General features: G+C 66.6%; 6 protein-coding genes and 1 pseudogene. 1 reads left to right on the forward strand and 6 read right to left on the reverse strand.

Annotation, left to right across the window (positions count from 1 at the left end):
• Positions 1 to 341: 341 nt before the first annotated feature.
• From OG607_RS41135 to OG607_RS41160, 6 genes are all read right to left on the reverse strand, one after another.
• Complete coding sequence (locus OG607_RS41135) at positions 342 to 4,718, reverse strand: tubulin-like doman-containing protein (RefSeq protein WP_405734786.1); 4,377 nt, start codon at positions 4,716 to 4,718, stop codon at positions 342 to 344.
• 50 nt (positions 4,719 to 4,768) lie between these two features.
• Complete coding sequence (locus OG607_RS41140; protein ID WP_405734788.1) at positions 4,769 to 6,826, reverse strand: VWA domain-containing protein; 2,058 nt, start codon at positions 6,824 to 6,826, stop codon at positions 4,769 to 4,771.
• A 492-nt stretch (positions 6,827 to 7,318) separates the two neighbouring features.
• Positions 7,319 to 8,497 carry an HNH endonuclease gene (locus OG607_RS41145; protein WP_405734790.1) on the reverse strand — a complete coding sequence of 393 codons (1,179 nt, stop codon included), beginning with the start codon at positions 8,495 to 8,497 and terminating at the stop codon, positions 7,319 to 7,321.
• 5 nt (positions 8,498 to 8,502) lie between these two features.
• The gene (locus tag OG607_RS41150) at positions 8,503 to 10,146 is read right to left on the reverse strand and encodes an AAA family ATPase (protein ID WP_405734792.1); all 1,644 of its coding nucleotides are present in this window, start codon (positions 10,144 to 10,146) and stop codon (positions 8,503 to 8,505) included.
• Positions 10,147 to 10,156: 10 nt separating this feature from the next.
• Positions 10,157 to 13,078, reverse strand: coding sequence for an N-6 DNA methylase (locus tag OG607_RS41155; protein WP_405734794.1), 2,922 nt, complete (start codon positions 13,076 to 13,078; stop codon positions 10,157 to 10,159).
• Positions 13,075 to 15,960 carry a DEAD/DEAH box helicase family protein gene (locus OG607_RS41160; protein WP_405737408.1) on the reverse strand — a complete coding sequence of 962 codons (2,886 nt, stop codon included), beginning with the start codon at positions 15,958 to 15,960 and terminating at the stop codon, positions 13,075 to 13,077. The genes OG607_RS41155 and OG607_RS41160 overlap by 4 nt, the downstream gene beginning before the upstream one ends.
• A gap of 163 nt (positions 15,961 to 16,123) precedes the next feature.
• Here OG607_RS41160 and OG607_RS41165 point away from each other — a divergent pair.
• Positions 16,124 to 16,288, forward strand: a pseudogene (locus OG607_RS41165) (transporter); the annotation flags it as partial.
• Positions 16,289 to 16,611 lie beyond the last annotated feature (323 nt).

Genomic DNA, 16,611 nt, shown 5'->3' on the forward strand with positions numbered 1-16,611 from the left:
GGCGAACCCGCGTTCGGCCAGCAAGCGGCCTGATCTCGCCGATTGCCCGGCCGATCGTGGAGGACCCGACCTAGGAGATCACGCCGAGGGCGTCGTGGGTCAAACCGGTGCGCAGGTGGGCCAGGGGGTGACCAGCAGTCGGTCGTCGCGGTGCCGCCGGCGGCGTCCGGCCTCGCATCGCGCCTCCCACAGCGGCGCGAGTTCGGTGACAAGCTCGGCAAGGTGTTCCCGTGACAGCCCGCAGAAGGCGGAACACCGCGGGTGGGGCGGCTTGTGTGAAACCTTGGACGGAAGCGGTTGCACGGTCCCAGATGTTTCGTTCATGCCCTGAGCACCTTTCGCTACAGCGTTCCAGCTGCGGGGAGGAAGCCGTAGTAGCTGGAGGGGGCAGACGCCGAGGTCCCGTTGGGTGTGGTGACGGCGACTTCGACCGTGCCAGCCACGCGCGGGGGAGCTTCCGCTGTGATCGTGTTGTCGTCGATGACGTGGAGATCCCTACCTCCGAGGCCGCCGAAGGTCACGGCGGTTGCGCCGCTAAAGCCTGTGCCGTGGAGGGTTACTGTGGTACCCCCCTTGATCGGGCCGCTAGATGGCTCGATTCCGGAGATTACCGGCACCGGCAGGTACCGGTACTCCGCTGTGTCCGATCCCCCCAGGCTGCTGACGGTGATGGGCACGATGCCAGCAGAGGTGGTCGGTGGAGCGACGGCAATGATCGTCTGGTGGTCCACTCTGGTGACCGCGGCCGCGGGGGTGGCGGCGAAGGTGACCGCGCGCACGCTCCCAAGGTCTTTGCCGCTGATGGTCACATGAGTGCCACCGGTCGTGGTGCCCTCATTGGGAGCCAGGTTTGTTACCCGTGGAGCAGGAGGGATGTAGGTGAGAACGCCGGCGAGAGTTCGGACAGCGTCAGGGCCGATGAGGCTGGCAGGTACACGACCCACTTCGTGATCAGGTGCGGTGAAAGTGAGCGTGCTGTCTGAGTGGGTGACGATTTTGGGCGTGGCCCCGTCCATGTCGATCGCCGAGACTCCTATCAGACCCGTACCTGTAACGGTCACTTCCGTGCCGCCGGAGGAGGGAACAGCCTCGGGACTCATGCTGGTGACACTCGGTTCCCTGAGGAACGTGAAGGTGACCGGATTGCTGGTCTGTTCGCCGTCCGTCGCGCTCACCGTGGCAGGCCCGGGGACGCCCGGGCTCGTCCGGAACCGCATCGTCGTCTCGTCCAGCACGGTTGTCGGGACGGGTTTACCGGCGAGCAGCATGACGGTGTCAGTGGTGAAGCCACTTCCGGTCACTAGGACCTCGGTCCCGCCGATGGCGGGGCCGCTGTTGGGATGCAGGGACCGCAGTTGGGGGGGTGACTGGCAGTAGGTAAAGACGCTACCGGCTCTGCCCTGGCCGCCCACGGCCGCCCCGACCGCTGCCATACCGGTGGCTCCGTGGCCTGCTGTTGAACCTGTGGCCGCCTGACGGCCGTTTGCCGCCGCGGATGCATCTGCTCCTCTCGACCCATCAGAGTGCGTGGCCAACTTGGACTCTCTCTCTTGGAGGGCACCGTGGGAGTCGGCAGCACCATCTCCCGGGATGTGGGTTTCGGCCGCCACTTCGGCAGTCTGTGGGGCAGATCCGTCGGCAAGTTGCTGCCAGGGAAAGCCCATACGCACGGCGGCTTCCAGGTGCCGTTCCCAGAAGGCCCGTAGCGGACCTACCCAGTCCTCTGCGTCGCCGTGTCCGTCCTGTGACATGTCTTCAAGAAGCAGCCTCTGCTGCGGTGCTATGTCCCGGACCAGATGCAGGAAGAGCGGAGACGGCTCGGGCGTCTGTGCATGGGTGCCCGTCAGGAGGCTGCACATTTCCTCAGTGATCGAGCCAGCATCCAGCAGCGTCCAGTCCTCGTACGCACGCATCAGCCCTGACCAACTGGAGACGCGGTTGGGGTACTGCTTCAACTGGAGGGTCATGGTGGCTGCGCCTTGGGGCCGCAGCACGATGCGGAGGCTGTCGGGAGACTTGGGGTCGCCCACAGGTTCGACTTGGCCGTTCCACACCGCGGACAGAATGCGGTGCAGGATGTACTGCTGGTCGGCCACTGTTGCGATCGGCCAGTTCCTGTCCCGGTAGCCGGTCCTTTGGCGCCAGGCTAGGAGACTTGCCGGATCCTCGTTATCGCGCGTTTGGGCCCACAGCCGCAACACCCGCCGTGCCTCGGGTACCTCTGTCACACCCATCTCGCTGCGGAACAGAACCACTGTGATGGAGTCCGTCGCCGCCGAATGGAACTCGGGGCTGCCTTCGCTGGGCAGCTGCAGCTCCTCCTTCAGGAACTGCTGCGCCAATTCCTGCTCATCGGTCTGCGGGTAGACGATGAGAGTCTTCAGGGGGCCTCCGCCCTCGGGGACGAACCCAGCGGGGAGCAGTCCCGCCAACTGTGTGCGGAATCGGTCGACGTCCAGCCATTGACCGCCAGCGACTTCTGACACCTTTTCGCCGTGTGCTGCGCTGGTGAGCAGTGTTCCGAGCGACGGGAGCAATGGGCGGTCTCCGGGTGCGCCGGTAGCGTAGAACAGCTTCTTGACCCGCTGTTCAAAGAGGCGTTTCGCTGAGTTCACAGCTTCCCGAGGGGGCCTGTCGGTGACGTGGTCCCACTTGTCGCCGACGAACATCCGCTCGAGCAGCCTGGCCACGCCTTTCTCGGCCGGAAGTCCGTCCTCCTGGAGCAGTTTGCCCTTGAGGTCCTCGTAGAAGGCGTCGAAGGACTCTCGGGGGGGAAGGAGATAGGTCACGCCTGTGCGGTCGTCTCTGTATAGCTCGGTCTGCCTGTCTTGCAGGGTCTTCGAGCCTTCGTCGATGTACGCACTGAATGCCCGGACCAGCTCGTCCACATCGGACCTCGCCCGTTTTAGTGCCGCTTTCCACACGGTGGTGTGCTCTCTCCAGTGCTTGTGCCAAAGAGAGCGTCCTTGCCACGTGTACCACTTGTCTTGGTGCTCTACTGCCGGGGATACCTCTGGATCCGTCCAGTGGACCTGGACGAGCCCACCGTAGCGCCTCTTGACCTGAGGAACATTGGGCGGAGACTCGACGTCCCATTCTGCACCGCTTGCTTGCCTCGGCCTCTCTGGGGTATCAGCCCTGTTAGTGAGCATCCCTTCGAATCCTGCAGCGGCTACGCGATCTGGATGCCCCGTGATTCCTGTTACGACGCGCTGCGCGCGGAAAGGGTCGACCTGCTTGAGTAGCTCCTGCACACCCTTCCTCGGGTTGAAATCTTCGGCGAGAGCTGTCACTTTCTGGTCGAGTTTGCTGTCCATGCGCGAGAGTTGATCCGTCATGGTCCCGAGGCGGTTTCTGAGATCCTGGGTGATCGCATTCTTTCCCTTCGGGATCTCGTGGGGCTGCGGTGGATCCTCCGATAGGCGGCGGTCCCACAGGTCTTTGATTCCCGAGTCGGAGAACATGCCCTGAACATAAAGTTCGTTATTTTCACCTCTACGGCTTGCGCTGCCAGTGAGGTCTTCTACCGCCTCACATAGCAGCCGGCCTGCGATGAGCTCTGCGAGCTCGTCCGTCGGGACCGTTATCGAAGCCGCCAGGCTGGTTGATAGGCCCCTCTGCCCGATTCCAGATGCGGCACGAGCGGCGCGGTGTATCCCTCTGTTGACGAAACTAGCGGCGAATGATGACGATTCGTTGTCTGTTCCGCTAGATCCGGTTTTCTCTCCGCCAGTCTCTGTGCCTATGAGCGACAGCACCATGGAAACGATGGAGCGTCGCAGGTCGTCCGGTCGAATTCCTGCAGTTCGGGTGAAAAGGAACGCGGTCTGCAGCGTTGAGGGCCGGAGATGCAGGCGTCCCATTTCAGGGTACTTGACGCTTAGTGTTCCCTGTTGGCCAGCTTCTGTGATATCGAGCTCAACGGTGGGCACGTTCTGCTCATCGATCAGGTGGGACAAGTCCACCACTGCCCGGGCGGCGTTCAGTTCCGCCTCCCGCCCGCCTCCAGATTCTGGCAGAAATGCAGACGGCATGATGACTAGCGGATAGATGCTGACTCCTGGGAATCCCGCCGTGTCGAATGCCTGCCGGACCAAGTGCATGTAGTCGTAGAAGAGACCCGTTCCCGTTCCGCCTGCCAAGGAGAAGGCCACGAATACGTCGCAGCCGCGCAGTTGGCGACCGCCAAGATCACGCAAGTCTCCTATGGAGCGACTAATTTTGTCGACAGCCTGACGAACGGGGGCAAGGACCGGTTCGGGCCCCCTTCGCAGGGTGGAGAAAAGAGCCGCGCGAGCCACAGTCGGTAGCTGGCCGGCACCGTGGTAGAGCGGTGCAACCCGCGGCTCATGGTCGCTCGGCGGGAGCCATTCCTGTACATCGTCATGCAGGGCTACCCGCAGCATGCGTGTAAGGTCGGGCGAACTATCGTATGGAGGAAGCAGTCCTGGAGTGGCGTGGGAGGTGTGGCCGTACGCTGTTCTCAGCGAGCGATCCACCCGCCGGTATGGAAGCCTATTGAGCTCGGCCTCGTTGAAGTCGGCATATACGAACTGCAGGCACTCGGGAAGTTGAAACCGCGATCGGCCGCTCCCATTCACCAGTCTCGCACCATCAGGCCCGCACAACTCCGCGCGGAGTGTCTGCTCGACTTCGGCCCCGATGAGGCAGCCAGTGCCTCCCAAGCCCACGAACAGCATCGGCTGATTGATCTTCATAGTCGTTTCCATTTCCATCTTCTCCCGTTCGGCTTGCCGGGTATCACGCGCTAGAAGTTCTCCGATTCACCAGGTTTATCGTCTCGGCGAATCCAATAAGACGGGATGAGGCTCCTACTGCCGATATCGTATTGTTGACCCTCGTGAATCTCTCGATTTTCTCCGCTCGGGTTCTTGATCTTGAGCCGACCTTTGGGTAGCCAGCGGTGAATCCGATAGGACTCTTTTTCGTCGCGCCCGGGCTTTATCTTGTCCCCGATGATGGAGAAGAAGTAAGGCCCCTTACGGCCGTGCTGAACTGGCTGCGAAGTAGAAAGCACCTTCTCCTCGTCTTTGTCGTATAGAGCTAGCTGCAGCCCTGCCGGATTTATCCATCTGCGGTAGCGATCCCACGAGAATAGAACGAGTAGTATCCCGGCCCCGCAAAGCGCGGCGATGAGGGCCCACGGAGGAGGGGGAGGAGGCCCTATCACTTCCGTGTCGACGAATACGGTTGCGAGTTTCTTGTTCCCGTCTGTACTGTCGATGACGATGACTTGCCCGCCGACCATCTGATCCTCGGGTGCTCTGTCGCTGATAGAAATCTTGAATTTATGAAATTCCTGTGAACTGCCAGCTGGCACAGACACGGTCACCGGGCTGATCTGCGTGGGGACGGCTTTGTTTGAGTCCTGCAATATGAGGCGCAGCTCATGTGGCTTGCTGTCAATGTTAGTAGTCCGCACAGTTCCGGAAACGGTTCCGCCCGGTCGGACGGTCTGCTGGTCAAGCGCCCCAGCAGCTGTGAGGGGTGATGGGAGACCTATTACTATGGTGGCTGGCCGGGAATCGCCAGTAATTCCTGGAGCGATTACCGTGCTCGTAATGTTCAGCGTCCCCTTGGCGCTGCTCGGTATATTCACGTAACCGCTAAATTGGCCATCCCCGGACTTACTGTCTGGGTCCCGTCCTGTGTCCCCCAGATGGGAAAGCCTTGGTGATATACTTTGGCCAGTAAGCCGGACGCTTACTTGTCCACCGTACGCCTGCGGTAGGTTGGTTACCGGAACTCCTTGCTGATTTTGAAGCTGCACGTGTACCGGAACTCTTTCGCCCCTCTTTGCGCTTCTCTGTACGTCGAAATAGGATTGAACGACGCCTTGCCAGATCGCGCCAACGGTGGCCGTTTGGTCGCGGTGGCCGGGAGGCGCGGTGATATGTGCGGTCCAGTTACCCGGCGCGGGGGGCTGGCGGACCTGCAGTCCCGCCACTGTGTTCTGCAGTCCGCTCACTTGGTTGCGAGGTATATTCGTGCCCTGCGGATCGGAGTAATTCACGCTGACCGTGGGATCGCGCTTGATCACTATGATTGCCGCGCTCGTGGCAATGGAGGGAAGCGTGACATGCAGGTCACCAGATGGTCGCCTACTGGTTCCCTCGGTCAGATGAGCGCACCGGGCGCCGGCAAACGTCTGGAGGAGTGCCGTGTCGACGTCGGCGGAACTGTTCACGGTGCGAGCGTGAGGTGCAGCCTCTGGTAGGCCAGCGCACGCGTGCTGGTATCCTCCGCTTGTCATGGCATTGAGAGCCTTTTTCTCCACGGCTTTTCCGAATCCTAGCGGCCAGACTTGGACTCCTCCCGACCTCGCTTTTTCCAGAGCGTCGGTCAAAGCTTTCTCACCGTTGGCCTGTCGCCTAGAAGGATCCGGACCGTACGCTGGGTCGTCGCGGACGTCGAGCTTCCCATCGGTGAGTAGGAACATGATCTTAGGCGTGCCACGTGAGGAATCTTTGGTGAGCCGGTTGGATGTCTGACGGATCACGGAAGGGAAATCAGTTCCTGCGCCGATCTTCTCTCGGTTGAGACTCCTAACGCAGTCCCCCATGTCTTGCCTGCCAGCGGCGTCAAGTCTGGTCAAGGGGCAGGCTTCATCCACCGCTGCGTTACCAGATTCGTCTGCTCCTCCGAATGCGAGGACCATGCCACGGGAGTCAGTTGATATTTCACCCTGGGTGAGAAGAGTGGTTGCTTCTTTCTCCTCTTGCAGAGCGTCGGCCGACACACTGGGCGAGGCATCAACGGCAACAGCGAAATCAATGGGACCAGCACCATGCCCAGAATCCTTCATGGGCCTTGCGGATGGGGCACCGGCAAGGGGGATGGTAAGGGTGAACGCAATAGTCACCGCAGCACTAAAAATTTGAATCCGCAACCGAGCCCACGAACTCCGCCGCTGTCCTGCCCTTCGTTGAGGCAGTCGTCCAAAGGTGAACATGGAGGAGGCGTTTCCGTTCGGAGACATAACACTCCGTCCGGTCTGGGACGTAAGGATCTGGAAGGCAGCTCTACGGCCTGCCGTGCCAGTTGGCTAGTGGCCTCGACTGGTTGCTTCCGTTGTTCCCAGTCCAGCACGGTGTGAGGGTTCCGGCAAATGGGGGAGTCTGCCCAGAATATGGTGCCGGGGATACAGACACCCAGCCGGATGATGAACCGCCCCGACTCGAATGGAGACGCCGGAGCGGAACGGCGGCAAAGTCGGGTCGGCCACGTACGGGAGGATGCCGAGGGACCACAGGTCGGAGGCGATGAGACGCGACTTGCCCCTGGGGGCGACCGCCGGTCAGCCGTTCTGGGCGATCAGGGAGTCGCGCAGGTCGGCGAGCGTTCGTGTCGTGCCGTCCACCGTCAACGACCAGAAGGTCCATCCGTCCACCTGGTCGTCGCCGGTCGCCATCCGCGCCGCGGACGTGGGGGTGTTCAAGGGCCGCTGGAAGCAGATGATCCTGCCGTCCTCCAGCAGGGTCGCCCTGGCCGGGCCCCGCTTCCCCCGCCCCGTCAGCGCGATCCCGCCCGCGGGGAACGCCTCGGGGGGCAAGGAGGCTACCAGGTTCCGCAGGTCGACGCGGTGGCCCGCCGCCGTGGTCGCCAAGGGCTCGGCTCCGCCGTTCGCGCCTGCGTCGACGTCGGCCCTCGCCCCTCCCTCAGGGGGCGCGTCGTCTCCCGAGCGGTCGTGGGCGAGGAGGGCCAGGCGTTCGGCCGCCGCAGCCGCCGCGCTCCACTCGGCGGTCGTCCGGGTCAGGCCGTCGATCTCGTTGCGGGCGTACAGCGCCACACCGGCGTTGCCTCCGCTGGTGAGGTATAGCTGGACGAGTCCGACCACCCTGTCGATCAAGCTGGACCTGCTCTCGGTGAGCAGGTCGGAGTTGAGCGCGAGCATGCGGACGGTCTCGTCCACCCGGCAGAGGTCCCGTGTCACCTCGTCGTCGGAGTACGGCCGCTCGGGCCTCCGCCGAGCGTGGCCCTGCCTGTCGAACCCCACGAGTTCGGCGTCCTCGGCCACCACGGGATCAAGCAGCACCGGCAGTTCGCCGTCCAGGCTCTCGCCCTCCGACGCGCGTGGCCCGAGTAGGGGGAAGCGGGCTCCTTTGCCCGCTCCGGCGCTCTTATTGCCGTAGCGGGCACCGCCGCTGTTGCAGTGGTGGCAGGCGAGACGGTAGTTGGCGGGGTCGTAGGCGAGCCACCAGTACCCTCGGCGCTCGGCCTCGCCGACGACGACGGACTTCGGCCGGTAGTGGTCGACGTGGAAGGGCGAACGGACGAACCTGGTTTCGCAGTACCAGCACTTCTCCCCGATGAGGGCGATCAGCCGGTCGCGGATTGCGTCCTCCCGCCACAACTCGCGGAAGACGAGCTCCTTGTCCGCGTCCTCCGCGTCCTCGTGGAGCTTCTCGAGTTCCTTGGCGGCCCGGTCCGCCCATTTCTGCGGCGCGGTGAGTCCGGTGAGGTCTACATGGCGCACCGGGATCAGACCCCCCGGGAGAAGCGCTCGTCGAAGAGCACGTGTGCGGTCGCTTCGAGCTCCTCGCCCGTCACAGTTCCGTTCCGGGCCCGTTCGATGAGTGCCGTGCGTCGCCGGTGCAGTTCCGCCAGGAAGGAGGAGAGCACCTCATCGCGGCGCCCCGTGGCGAAGCCCAGTCCGTCGAGCCGGTCGGTCACCTCCTGGAGTTCCCGGCGGGCCTCGGGGTCGTCCTCGGCCACTGGTATGAGACGGTACTGGGTGTCGATCAGGTCCTGGGTGTGTTCGTCGAGTTGGCTCCGGAGGCGGAACAGGTCCGAGGTGAGCAGCCCGCCGGCCCCCTGGCCGCGCGGGGCGGTGTCCGGGACGAGCGCCGTGGTCCGTCCCTCGGCGTCCGTGTCGAGCACCCGGATCTGCCGCCGCAGCATGTTCGAGACGAGGAGCGGCTCGTGGGTGGCGGCGATGAACTGCGAGCGCTGTCCATCGCCGAGCATCCTCTGAACGGACGAGTACCAGCGTCGGCTCCACTCGGGGTGGAAGTGCGCGTCGGGTTCGTCCAGCAGGAAAAGGGACTCCTGGCCCCGCTGTAGCCGCAGCAGACCGAGGACGGTGAGGATCTGCTGTTCTCCGGAGCTCAGTTGGTCCGCCCGGACGACGGCGCCGTCCGCCTTACGGACGCGCACGTCGACGGTCAGGTAGCCGGCCATCTGGAGGGTGGATAGGAGCCCGAACATCGACAGGTCGCTGTCGAAGAGGTTGCGGAAGGCGAGCACGTCCTCGGGGCTGCTCATGGTGAGGGCGAACCCGTCGTCGGGGGTGCCCGCGCTGTACAGGGGGTCCGATTCCGGCACCGGTCCGAAGCGGCCGGACACCGCCGCCTCGGCGAACAGGGCGCGCGGCGGCCCGCCCAGGCCCCAGTACGGCAGGGCCGACACCTCTTCTCCCATGGACGCGGGGGCGCGTAGGTGCAGCGTGGCGGACACCACTCCGTCCACCTGGGCCTGTTCCCTGAGGTGGTCGCCGAAGACGTCCGCCCATTGGGTGGCCAGGGAGAGTAGGACCAAGGAGAGCCAGTCGGGCGTGCAGAGGAATCCGGGGGTGAACAGCGGGCACGCGATCGGCAGCTCCAGCTGTTCCGACCACACTCCGTCCTCGTTCTCCGGCCGGTCCTGCCAGGCGAACCAGGACTCCGTCCACTGCTCGCGCCACGCGGCCAGCTCCGCTTCGGCGAAGTGCACGTGCCGTTCGAACTCGGCGCCCCAAGGGACCCTACCGTGCACCTGGTACCCGAAGACGTGGTCGGGAAGATGGTGGAGCCAGTCGTGATGCGGTGTCTCGTCGCGCGATCCGGCGGCGTCCGTCACCCACATGACCGGTTCCGCTTCGGCGGACGGCTGCACGATGTCGACGGTTGTGTCGCGGAGCCGGTAGCGCACCTCGTATCCGAAGTCCGAACGGCCCGAGTGGCCGAGAGCGCAGCGGTAGAGGGCCCCGAAGAGTTCTGCGAGCGCGTGCAGGACCCGGGACTTCCCGCCTCCGTTGGCGCCGATCAGTACCGCGATGGCCTGCCCCTTGTCGACGGCGTCTTCCAGGTCAAGGGTGAAATCCCGCAGGCCGCGGTAGTCGGGCAGCCTCAGCTGCAGCAGCTGCATCGGATCCCCCTCAGCCGGACCGGAACGTACGGGCGTCGCTCGCCGGCGTGAGCTCCTCCGCGAGCCTGGAGAACCGTCGCCACGCGTCCTCTAGCCGCCCGGAGATCTGCTGGGCAATCAGGTGCGGCTCGAGGGTGTCCCTCGTCTCCTCCTCGCGCAGGTCGGCGCCGACGTCGAGGCTGACGCCGGGCCTGGCGAGGAGCGCGTCCACGGAGTAGGGCTTGAACACCAGCGATGCGGCGCGGGTGTTGGGCGGGTGCCCCGGCCGGTACGCGGCCACGAACGCGTCGAGGCCGGAGCTCATGGAAGCCTCGGCGTCAGCGGCGGTCGAGCGTCCGGTCCGCAGGTCGTAGACCCAGAGACGGCGGGTGGCCGGCGATCCGTCGGGCCGGGCCGCGGCCTTCTCGAAGAACAGGACGTTGAGCTTGACTCCCGAAGAGGCTCCGGAGACCCCGACAGGTAGGCGGAGGAGGGTGTGCACGTCGCACTGTTTCAGCAATTGCTTCCGTACAAGTTCCCCAGCACCCCCACGGAACAGGACCCCGTCCGGTACGACGACTGCGGCCCGGCCGCCGATCTCCAGCAGGGTGTAGACGTGCTGCAGGAAGTCGAGCTGTTGGTGGCCAGTGGTCGCCCAGAAGTCCGGCCTGGTGATGGCGAGGTCCTCCTCCTCGCCCTGTAGGCCAGGCGCGCCGGTGGACGGGATAGTCGAGCGCCGCTGCCCAAGGGGAGGATCGGTGAGAACGAGGGTTGCCAGCCGGCGGCCGGGACTCACGGCGAGGGAGTCCCGTACCTCGATGGCCGCCCGGTCACCATCGAGGCGCTCGACGCCGTGCAGCAATAGGTTCACGGTGGCGAGACGCGCCGTCGCGGCCACCAGTTCCGTCCCCCGGATCGCGCCGTGGGACAGCTCCTTCCGCTGGGTGGGGGAGACGCCCGGCGGAAGGTGCCGGGCGATGTGTTCGAAGGACCGCACCAGGAATCCGCCGGTGCCCGCGGCCGGGTCCACGATCGTGTCCTCGACGGTCGGACGCGTGCACGCGACGATGGCGTCGACCAGACCCCGGTGGGTAAAGAACTGGCCCGCGCCACTGCGGTGGCGCTGACCGGACGAGGCGAGGAACGCGTCGAAGACCGGGGCGCGCCACTCCGGCCGTTCGTCCCACCAGGCGAGCTCCTCCCCGACCTGCTGGACCAGGTTCTGGAGGTGCATCGGGCGGCGCAGGGGGTTGCGGGCCTTGTGGAAAATCCGGCCGATCACGCCGCCGTGCTCGCCCAACTCCGCCAGGAGCGTGCCGTAGTACCGGATCAGTGCCGTGCCCTCGCGCAGAGCGAGCTCGTCCCAGGCGTCGCGCCCCAGGACATCGACACGGTTGAGGGGCCTGCGCCGCAACTCTTGCGCCACTTTGAGGCAGAGGAGATACGCCACCTGCTCGACGTACTCCAGGGCCGTGAGACCGTCGTCGCTCAGCAGAGGGAAGGAGGACCAGAGCTGCTCGGCGCGGCGCTGGACCTCGGAAGGTTGGTCGACAGGCCGTCTGGCGGGCGTTGTCTGCGGCACGGTCACTGCTCCCTCGGGTCGTGCGTCGTTCTCGCTGTTTGGCGCGGCGCCGTAGGGCAGCCTGCCCGCGAAGGCCTGCTCCCGGCAGCCGTCGCGCAGGCGGTCTGCCATCGCCAGGGCTTCCTCGGCCGAGGCCGTGACGAAGGTAAGTCCGCCGTCCCACGCTTCCAAGGAGGCGAGGAGGGCGCCCTGTTCGGAGAGCGGGGGTACGGGGACGGGGGTCTGTCGCAGCTGATCGAGCCCCAGGGAGGCGACGCCGGCCGTGATCCTTGCAGTGTTCCGCAGCCGTCGTCGGCCGACCCCGTTCGCGTAGAGGGCGAGCAGTCGGGGGTGCAGGGCGTCCCCGGCCATGCGGACCCGTGCCACGTGGTGGTTCGGCACGTACATGCGGTGGGAGGAGTCCTGCTCCCACACCCGGCCGAGGCCGAGGCTGTCGGGCTGTCCGCTCAACACGAACAGGACGTCCCCGGGTCTCAGCCGGTTCGCCTCCGCCGTGTGGGCGTCCAGCCGCACCGTCGGCATCCCTTCGTGTGTCCACCGCTCGCCCCGCAACTCGGCCGGGCGCAGAGAGCCCACCTCGACCCCGTGCCGTTCCTCGGTGCGCCGATTGTCCGCCATGGGCCCCCGCGCTACCTCGGCCAATTCGCCGAGGAGAACCCACCGCCATCCCGCGGGGATGGCGGGCAGGGGCGCTCGGTGCGCGACGGTGGTGGTGGAGGGCTCCGGGTCTGCGTGTGGCCCGGGCGCGGTGCGGCCGACGACGCCGTGGTCGATTACGAGGGAGCGGAGGTTTTCCATCCGCCGCAGCGTGTCGCGGACGGCGGCTTCCTCCCCGTCGACCCGGGCGAGCCAGAAGGCGAGGGAGCTTTTGATTCGCTCCTGTTCGGCGTGCGGGGGCAGCGGCAGCCGCACGCGTTCCAGGTCCCGTAGCGCGATGTGGTGCAGGCCGGATCCTTGGCGGACTGACGACTCTATCTGGCGCCGTACGGCACGGGACTCCCATGACAGCACTAGGTACTCGGGGTCGATCAGACGCTCGTCGACCCGCACCCGCACCATGGTGGCGGGGTATGTGATGGGGCCGGTGATCTCCCGGACCAGAGCCGCCCGCCCGATCCGTGCCCCGGGTCCGCCGTTGCGACTTATCAGGATGTCGCCCGGCCGGATCAGACGCTGTGCCGCTTCAGTCGCCGTGGCCCATGGGCCCTCCCGGGACTCCGTGAGGTCGACTGTCGAAGACCGTAGCGCGGGCAGGCGGAGGACGGGCACCCCTCCCAGGACGGGTGAACCGGACCGGCCTGCCGCCAACGGCTCGCGCAGCAACTCGCCCAGCGACACGTCGGTCCAGCCGAGCGGCAGCCCCGCGCTCACGCGAGAACGCTCCGCAGCTCGTCCAGCAGGCGAACCGCGCCTTGCTCGCCGAAGGCGCGAAGGAAGCCCGACGTGCCGCCCCGGAGGGTGAAGGGAACGGCATCCAGGGACGCGGCGGCGAAATGCCCGTCGGCAGCCTTGCCGTCCGCGATGTGCTCCATCCACCAGCGCTGGTCGGGGTCGAAGGACCGTCCCCGGCGCTCCTGGTGGTCGATCCACACGTCGAGCCGGTCGAGGACCTGGTCGCGGTAGGGGCGCGGGCGCGGCTCCAGGTCCGCTTCGTACCGGACGAGGGCGAGGAGATCCATGGGACCCTTCGGCGTCCGCGGTCGGCGGGGATCCGACACGGTGACACCGGCACGTTCGTAGGCGCTCCAGATCTGCTCCGCCGTCAGGTCATGCGGCGGCCGCGCCAGGGACTCGGCCCATGAGCGAAGCCTGCTGACCTCCGCCTCGGTCAGGATCTGCGGGTCGGCGATCAGCTGCCGCGCCGGGCCGTTCCCCGCCCGGAGGAAGGACCGCCAGCGCTCCATGACCTCGGCGTCGTGGATCGTCGCCGGTGCCTCGTACGCGTCCTTCCCTCGCCCCCGCTTCCGCGTCATGGAAGACCAACCGGCATGGTGTCGAGTGACGTCGAACGGATCCACGACCACGCACTGGGTCTTGGCCGACGCGCCAGGGGTGACCGCCCGCAATCCCGCCGACGCGATGGGGCGCGTCCCGACCGCGATCATCTGGAAGTAGCGGTTCACGGACTTGACATCCCGCAAGAACAGCACGCATTCAACGGGGGCGGTGTCCGTGCCGGCGAGCACCAGGCCCACCACGACGACGACCCGCAGTTCGACGGTGTTACGGAACTCCGCGAGCCACCGGTACGGTGATCCGCCCTTGAGCGTGACCTTCCGGCAGAAGCCGGACCCCTGCCCGAACACCGCGCGCACCGCGTCGACCACCTCGTCCGCGTGACGGTCGTCGGCCGCGTAGATGACGGTCTTGGGCAGAGCCATGTCCCCGGAACCGAGCCCCGCCCGCTCGGGGAACATCGACGACAGCCCCTCCTTGAACGCTGTCAGCACGGCGTGGAGCGCCCTGCCGCTCACCACGGAGCGACGGTGCCCAGGGCTCTCCTCCGCGTCGGGGCCGAACCCCTCCTCCAGTGTGTCGGCCGTCCACTCCGGTCGCGTGGAGAGAGTGCCGACGCTGTAGACGGTGACGCCCACGGCCCGGTCGTCGGCGACGGCGTCCTCGAAGGTGTAGGAGCTGACCAGATTGCCCTGGAAGACCTCCAGCGCCCGGTCCGTCGGGGTGGCCGTCAGACCGAGCACCGGGGCGTCGAAGTAGTCGAACAGCGCACGCCATTGAGGGGAGACGGACCGGTGGCAGTCGTCGGCGATGACGAGGTCGAAGCACTCGGGGGGCAGATCTGGCCGGTAGCGGACCCCGGAAGTCGGGTCGCCCCAAGATAGGGCGCTGAGGAGCCGCTGCACGGTGCTCACGACGACCCCTTGGGACGGCACGGTGTCCGGGCCCAGCCGCTCCACCCGGTACGACTCGGTGAACTTCCGGCCGTCCTCGCCGGGGCCGGAGTACGCCGCGAAGGTCGCCAGCGCCTGCCTTTCGAGCTCCACCCGGTCGACCAGAAAGAGGATCCGGCGGGCCCGGGCGTGCCGCAGCAGGCGGTGGGCTGCGGTGGCGGCCGTGACCGTCCGGCCGCCCCCCGTGGCGATCTGGACCATGGCCCGGCGCTCGCCCCGGCGTAGCGAGCTCTCGAACGCCCGCACCGCGTCGTGCTGCACAGGCCGGAGGGAGTCCTGGGGGTAACCGTCATCACCAAGGTCCGGAAGACGGTGCCGCACGCGGCCCTGAAACGTCGGCGCCTGGGGGTCGGCCACGGCCTCGCGCAGCCAGCGGGCCACGGTGTCCGGCTTATGGAAGGAGAAGACCTCCCGAGGGCGCGGTTCGGGGTCGTCCCCGTTTCGGAACAGCACCCGGACGCCGTCGGCGGCGTAGGTGTAGGGCATGCGCCGCTCCGCGGACGCCGCCGAAGTGGTGTCGCTCCCGCGGGCACGCGCTATCGCCGCCCACAGATCCTCGCTGCGCGGCCGCACCATGACGGTGCCCACCGGTCGGCCGTCAACGTGGAGCACGTAGCCCGGTCCTGCCGCGTCGCCCGGCTGCGCCGCGCCCCGTACCGCGACTCCCCGTGGCAGCGGCTCGTGCCGCGCGTCCGGATCGTCTCCTACAGTCCATCCCGCCTCGGTCAGCAGGTCCGCGATCCGCCACTCCGCCTCCAGGAGGGCCGCCCGTGCCTTCAGGGACGCACGGGTGGCCGTCTCCGCGGGCGCCCGCCGGTCGAAGGTCCGCCGCAGCACAGGGACGTACTCGTCGAGCTGCGCGACCCAGGTGGCCAGTTCGGTCACAGGCTCACCCACGGTAACCTGCCGGTGCTGTGAGCCCGCCGGGGTGTCGTCCCATTCGGTCGGCGGGACGAAGGAGAGCGGGTCACACACTCCGGTCCGCAGCCGGAAGTACCAGACGCCCAGGTCGAAGCAGCGCAGTACGAGACGCCGGGCAAGGGATCGGTCGTCTGGTCCAGCCTGGCTGTCAGGCGCGGGGTCGCTGGAGCGGCGCAGTTCGGTTATTGCGCGGTGCACCGGGCCGTCGACGGGCTCCGGGCCGAGCATCCGGGAGGACTCCGCGGCCAGCACCTCCGCGAACTGCCGGACTTGGGCGAGGGACCGTTCCGGGCGGGCGTGCGCGTCGGCCTCGGCACCCGCGCCGTACAGCAGCAGGAGGGGCTCCAGCGGCAGCAGGAAGCCGAAGTTCGCAGAAGCGGCGGCCAACTCCGCGAGGGCTTCCTCGTCGGCTGCCTGGTGCATTCGGCCCACGTTCCCTTCACTCCTCGTCAGCATCACCGGCGACCTTGGCACGGCGTCGAGCAAGCACCCAAATCTATCGCCTCGGGTCCGGGCCCCGGATATGAACGCGTCGTGGAGCTCGCTTCGGCGTTTCCCATCGGAGGGCGAGGCGTTTGAACTGGTGGAGCAGGGCAGGGTCTACCAGCGGCTGCGGAACTTCGCCTGCGTCTGCCCGCCGCAGCAGACCAAGCTCCTCGTCTACCTCAAGGCCGACCCGATGACGGTCGATCTTGTTCCCGGCTTCACCCGGGATGTGACGCGGCTCGGCCACCACGGCACGGGCGACCTGGCCAGCGGCTGCAGGCTCTGTCTTGGGATCCGGGAAGGCTCGCGGCTCGGGCTGTCAGTGGTGCGTGGTGGGATGACCGCAGCACCATTGCCGTTGCCTCAGGAGTCGCCCGGATGAGCTTACATACGACGGTCCCTGCCCCTCGCGAGCCGAAGATGACACCGGAGCGAGCCCGACACCTCGCTCTGGTTGCACGGATCAGACGGGAGCAGCGAGCCGCCGGGCTACGTCCTGGCGAGGTCCGGTGCGGGCGGCCCTTGAGCGATGGGGTCCGGCGATGCCAGTCGTGGCCGCTGCCTGGCCTTGCTGGGTGCGCACGCCAC

It is taken from the genome of Streptomyces sp. NBC_01537, from assembly GCF_045040445.1.
In the GTDB taxonomy this organism is placed as follows: domain Bacteria; phylum Actinomycetota; class Actinomycetes; order Streptomycetales; family Streptomycetaceae; genus Actinacidiphila.

Bases quoted from the DNA above. Each gene is read 5' to 3' on its own strand.
- OG607_RS41135 (WP_405734786.1), bottom strand. From the start codon at position 4,718: ATGAAGATCAATCAGCCGATGCTGTTCGTGGGCTTGGGAGGCACTGGC.
- OG607_RS41140 (WP_405734788.1), bottom strand. From the start codon at position 6,826: ATGAAGGATTCTGGGCATGGTGCTGGTCCCATTGATTTCGCTGTTGCC.
- OG607_RS41150 (WP_405734792.1), bottom strand. From the start codon at position 10,146: ATGCAGCTGCTGCAGCTGAGGCTGCCCGACTACCGCGGCCTGCGGGAT.
- OG607_RS41160 (WP_405737408.1), bottom strand. From the start codon at position 15,960: ATGCACCAGGCAGCCGACGAGGAAGCCCTCGCGGAGTTGGCCGCCGCT.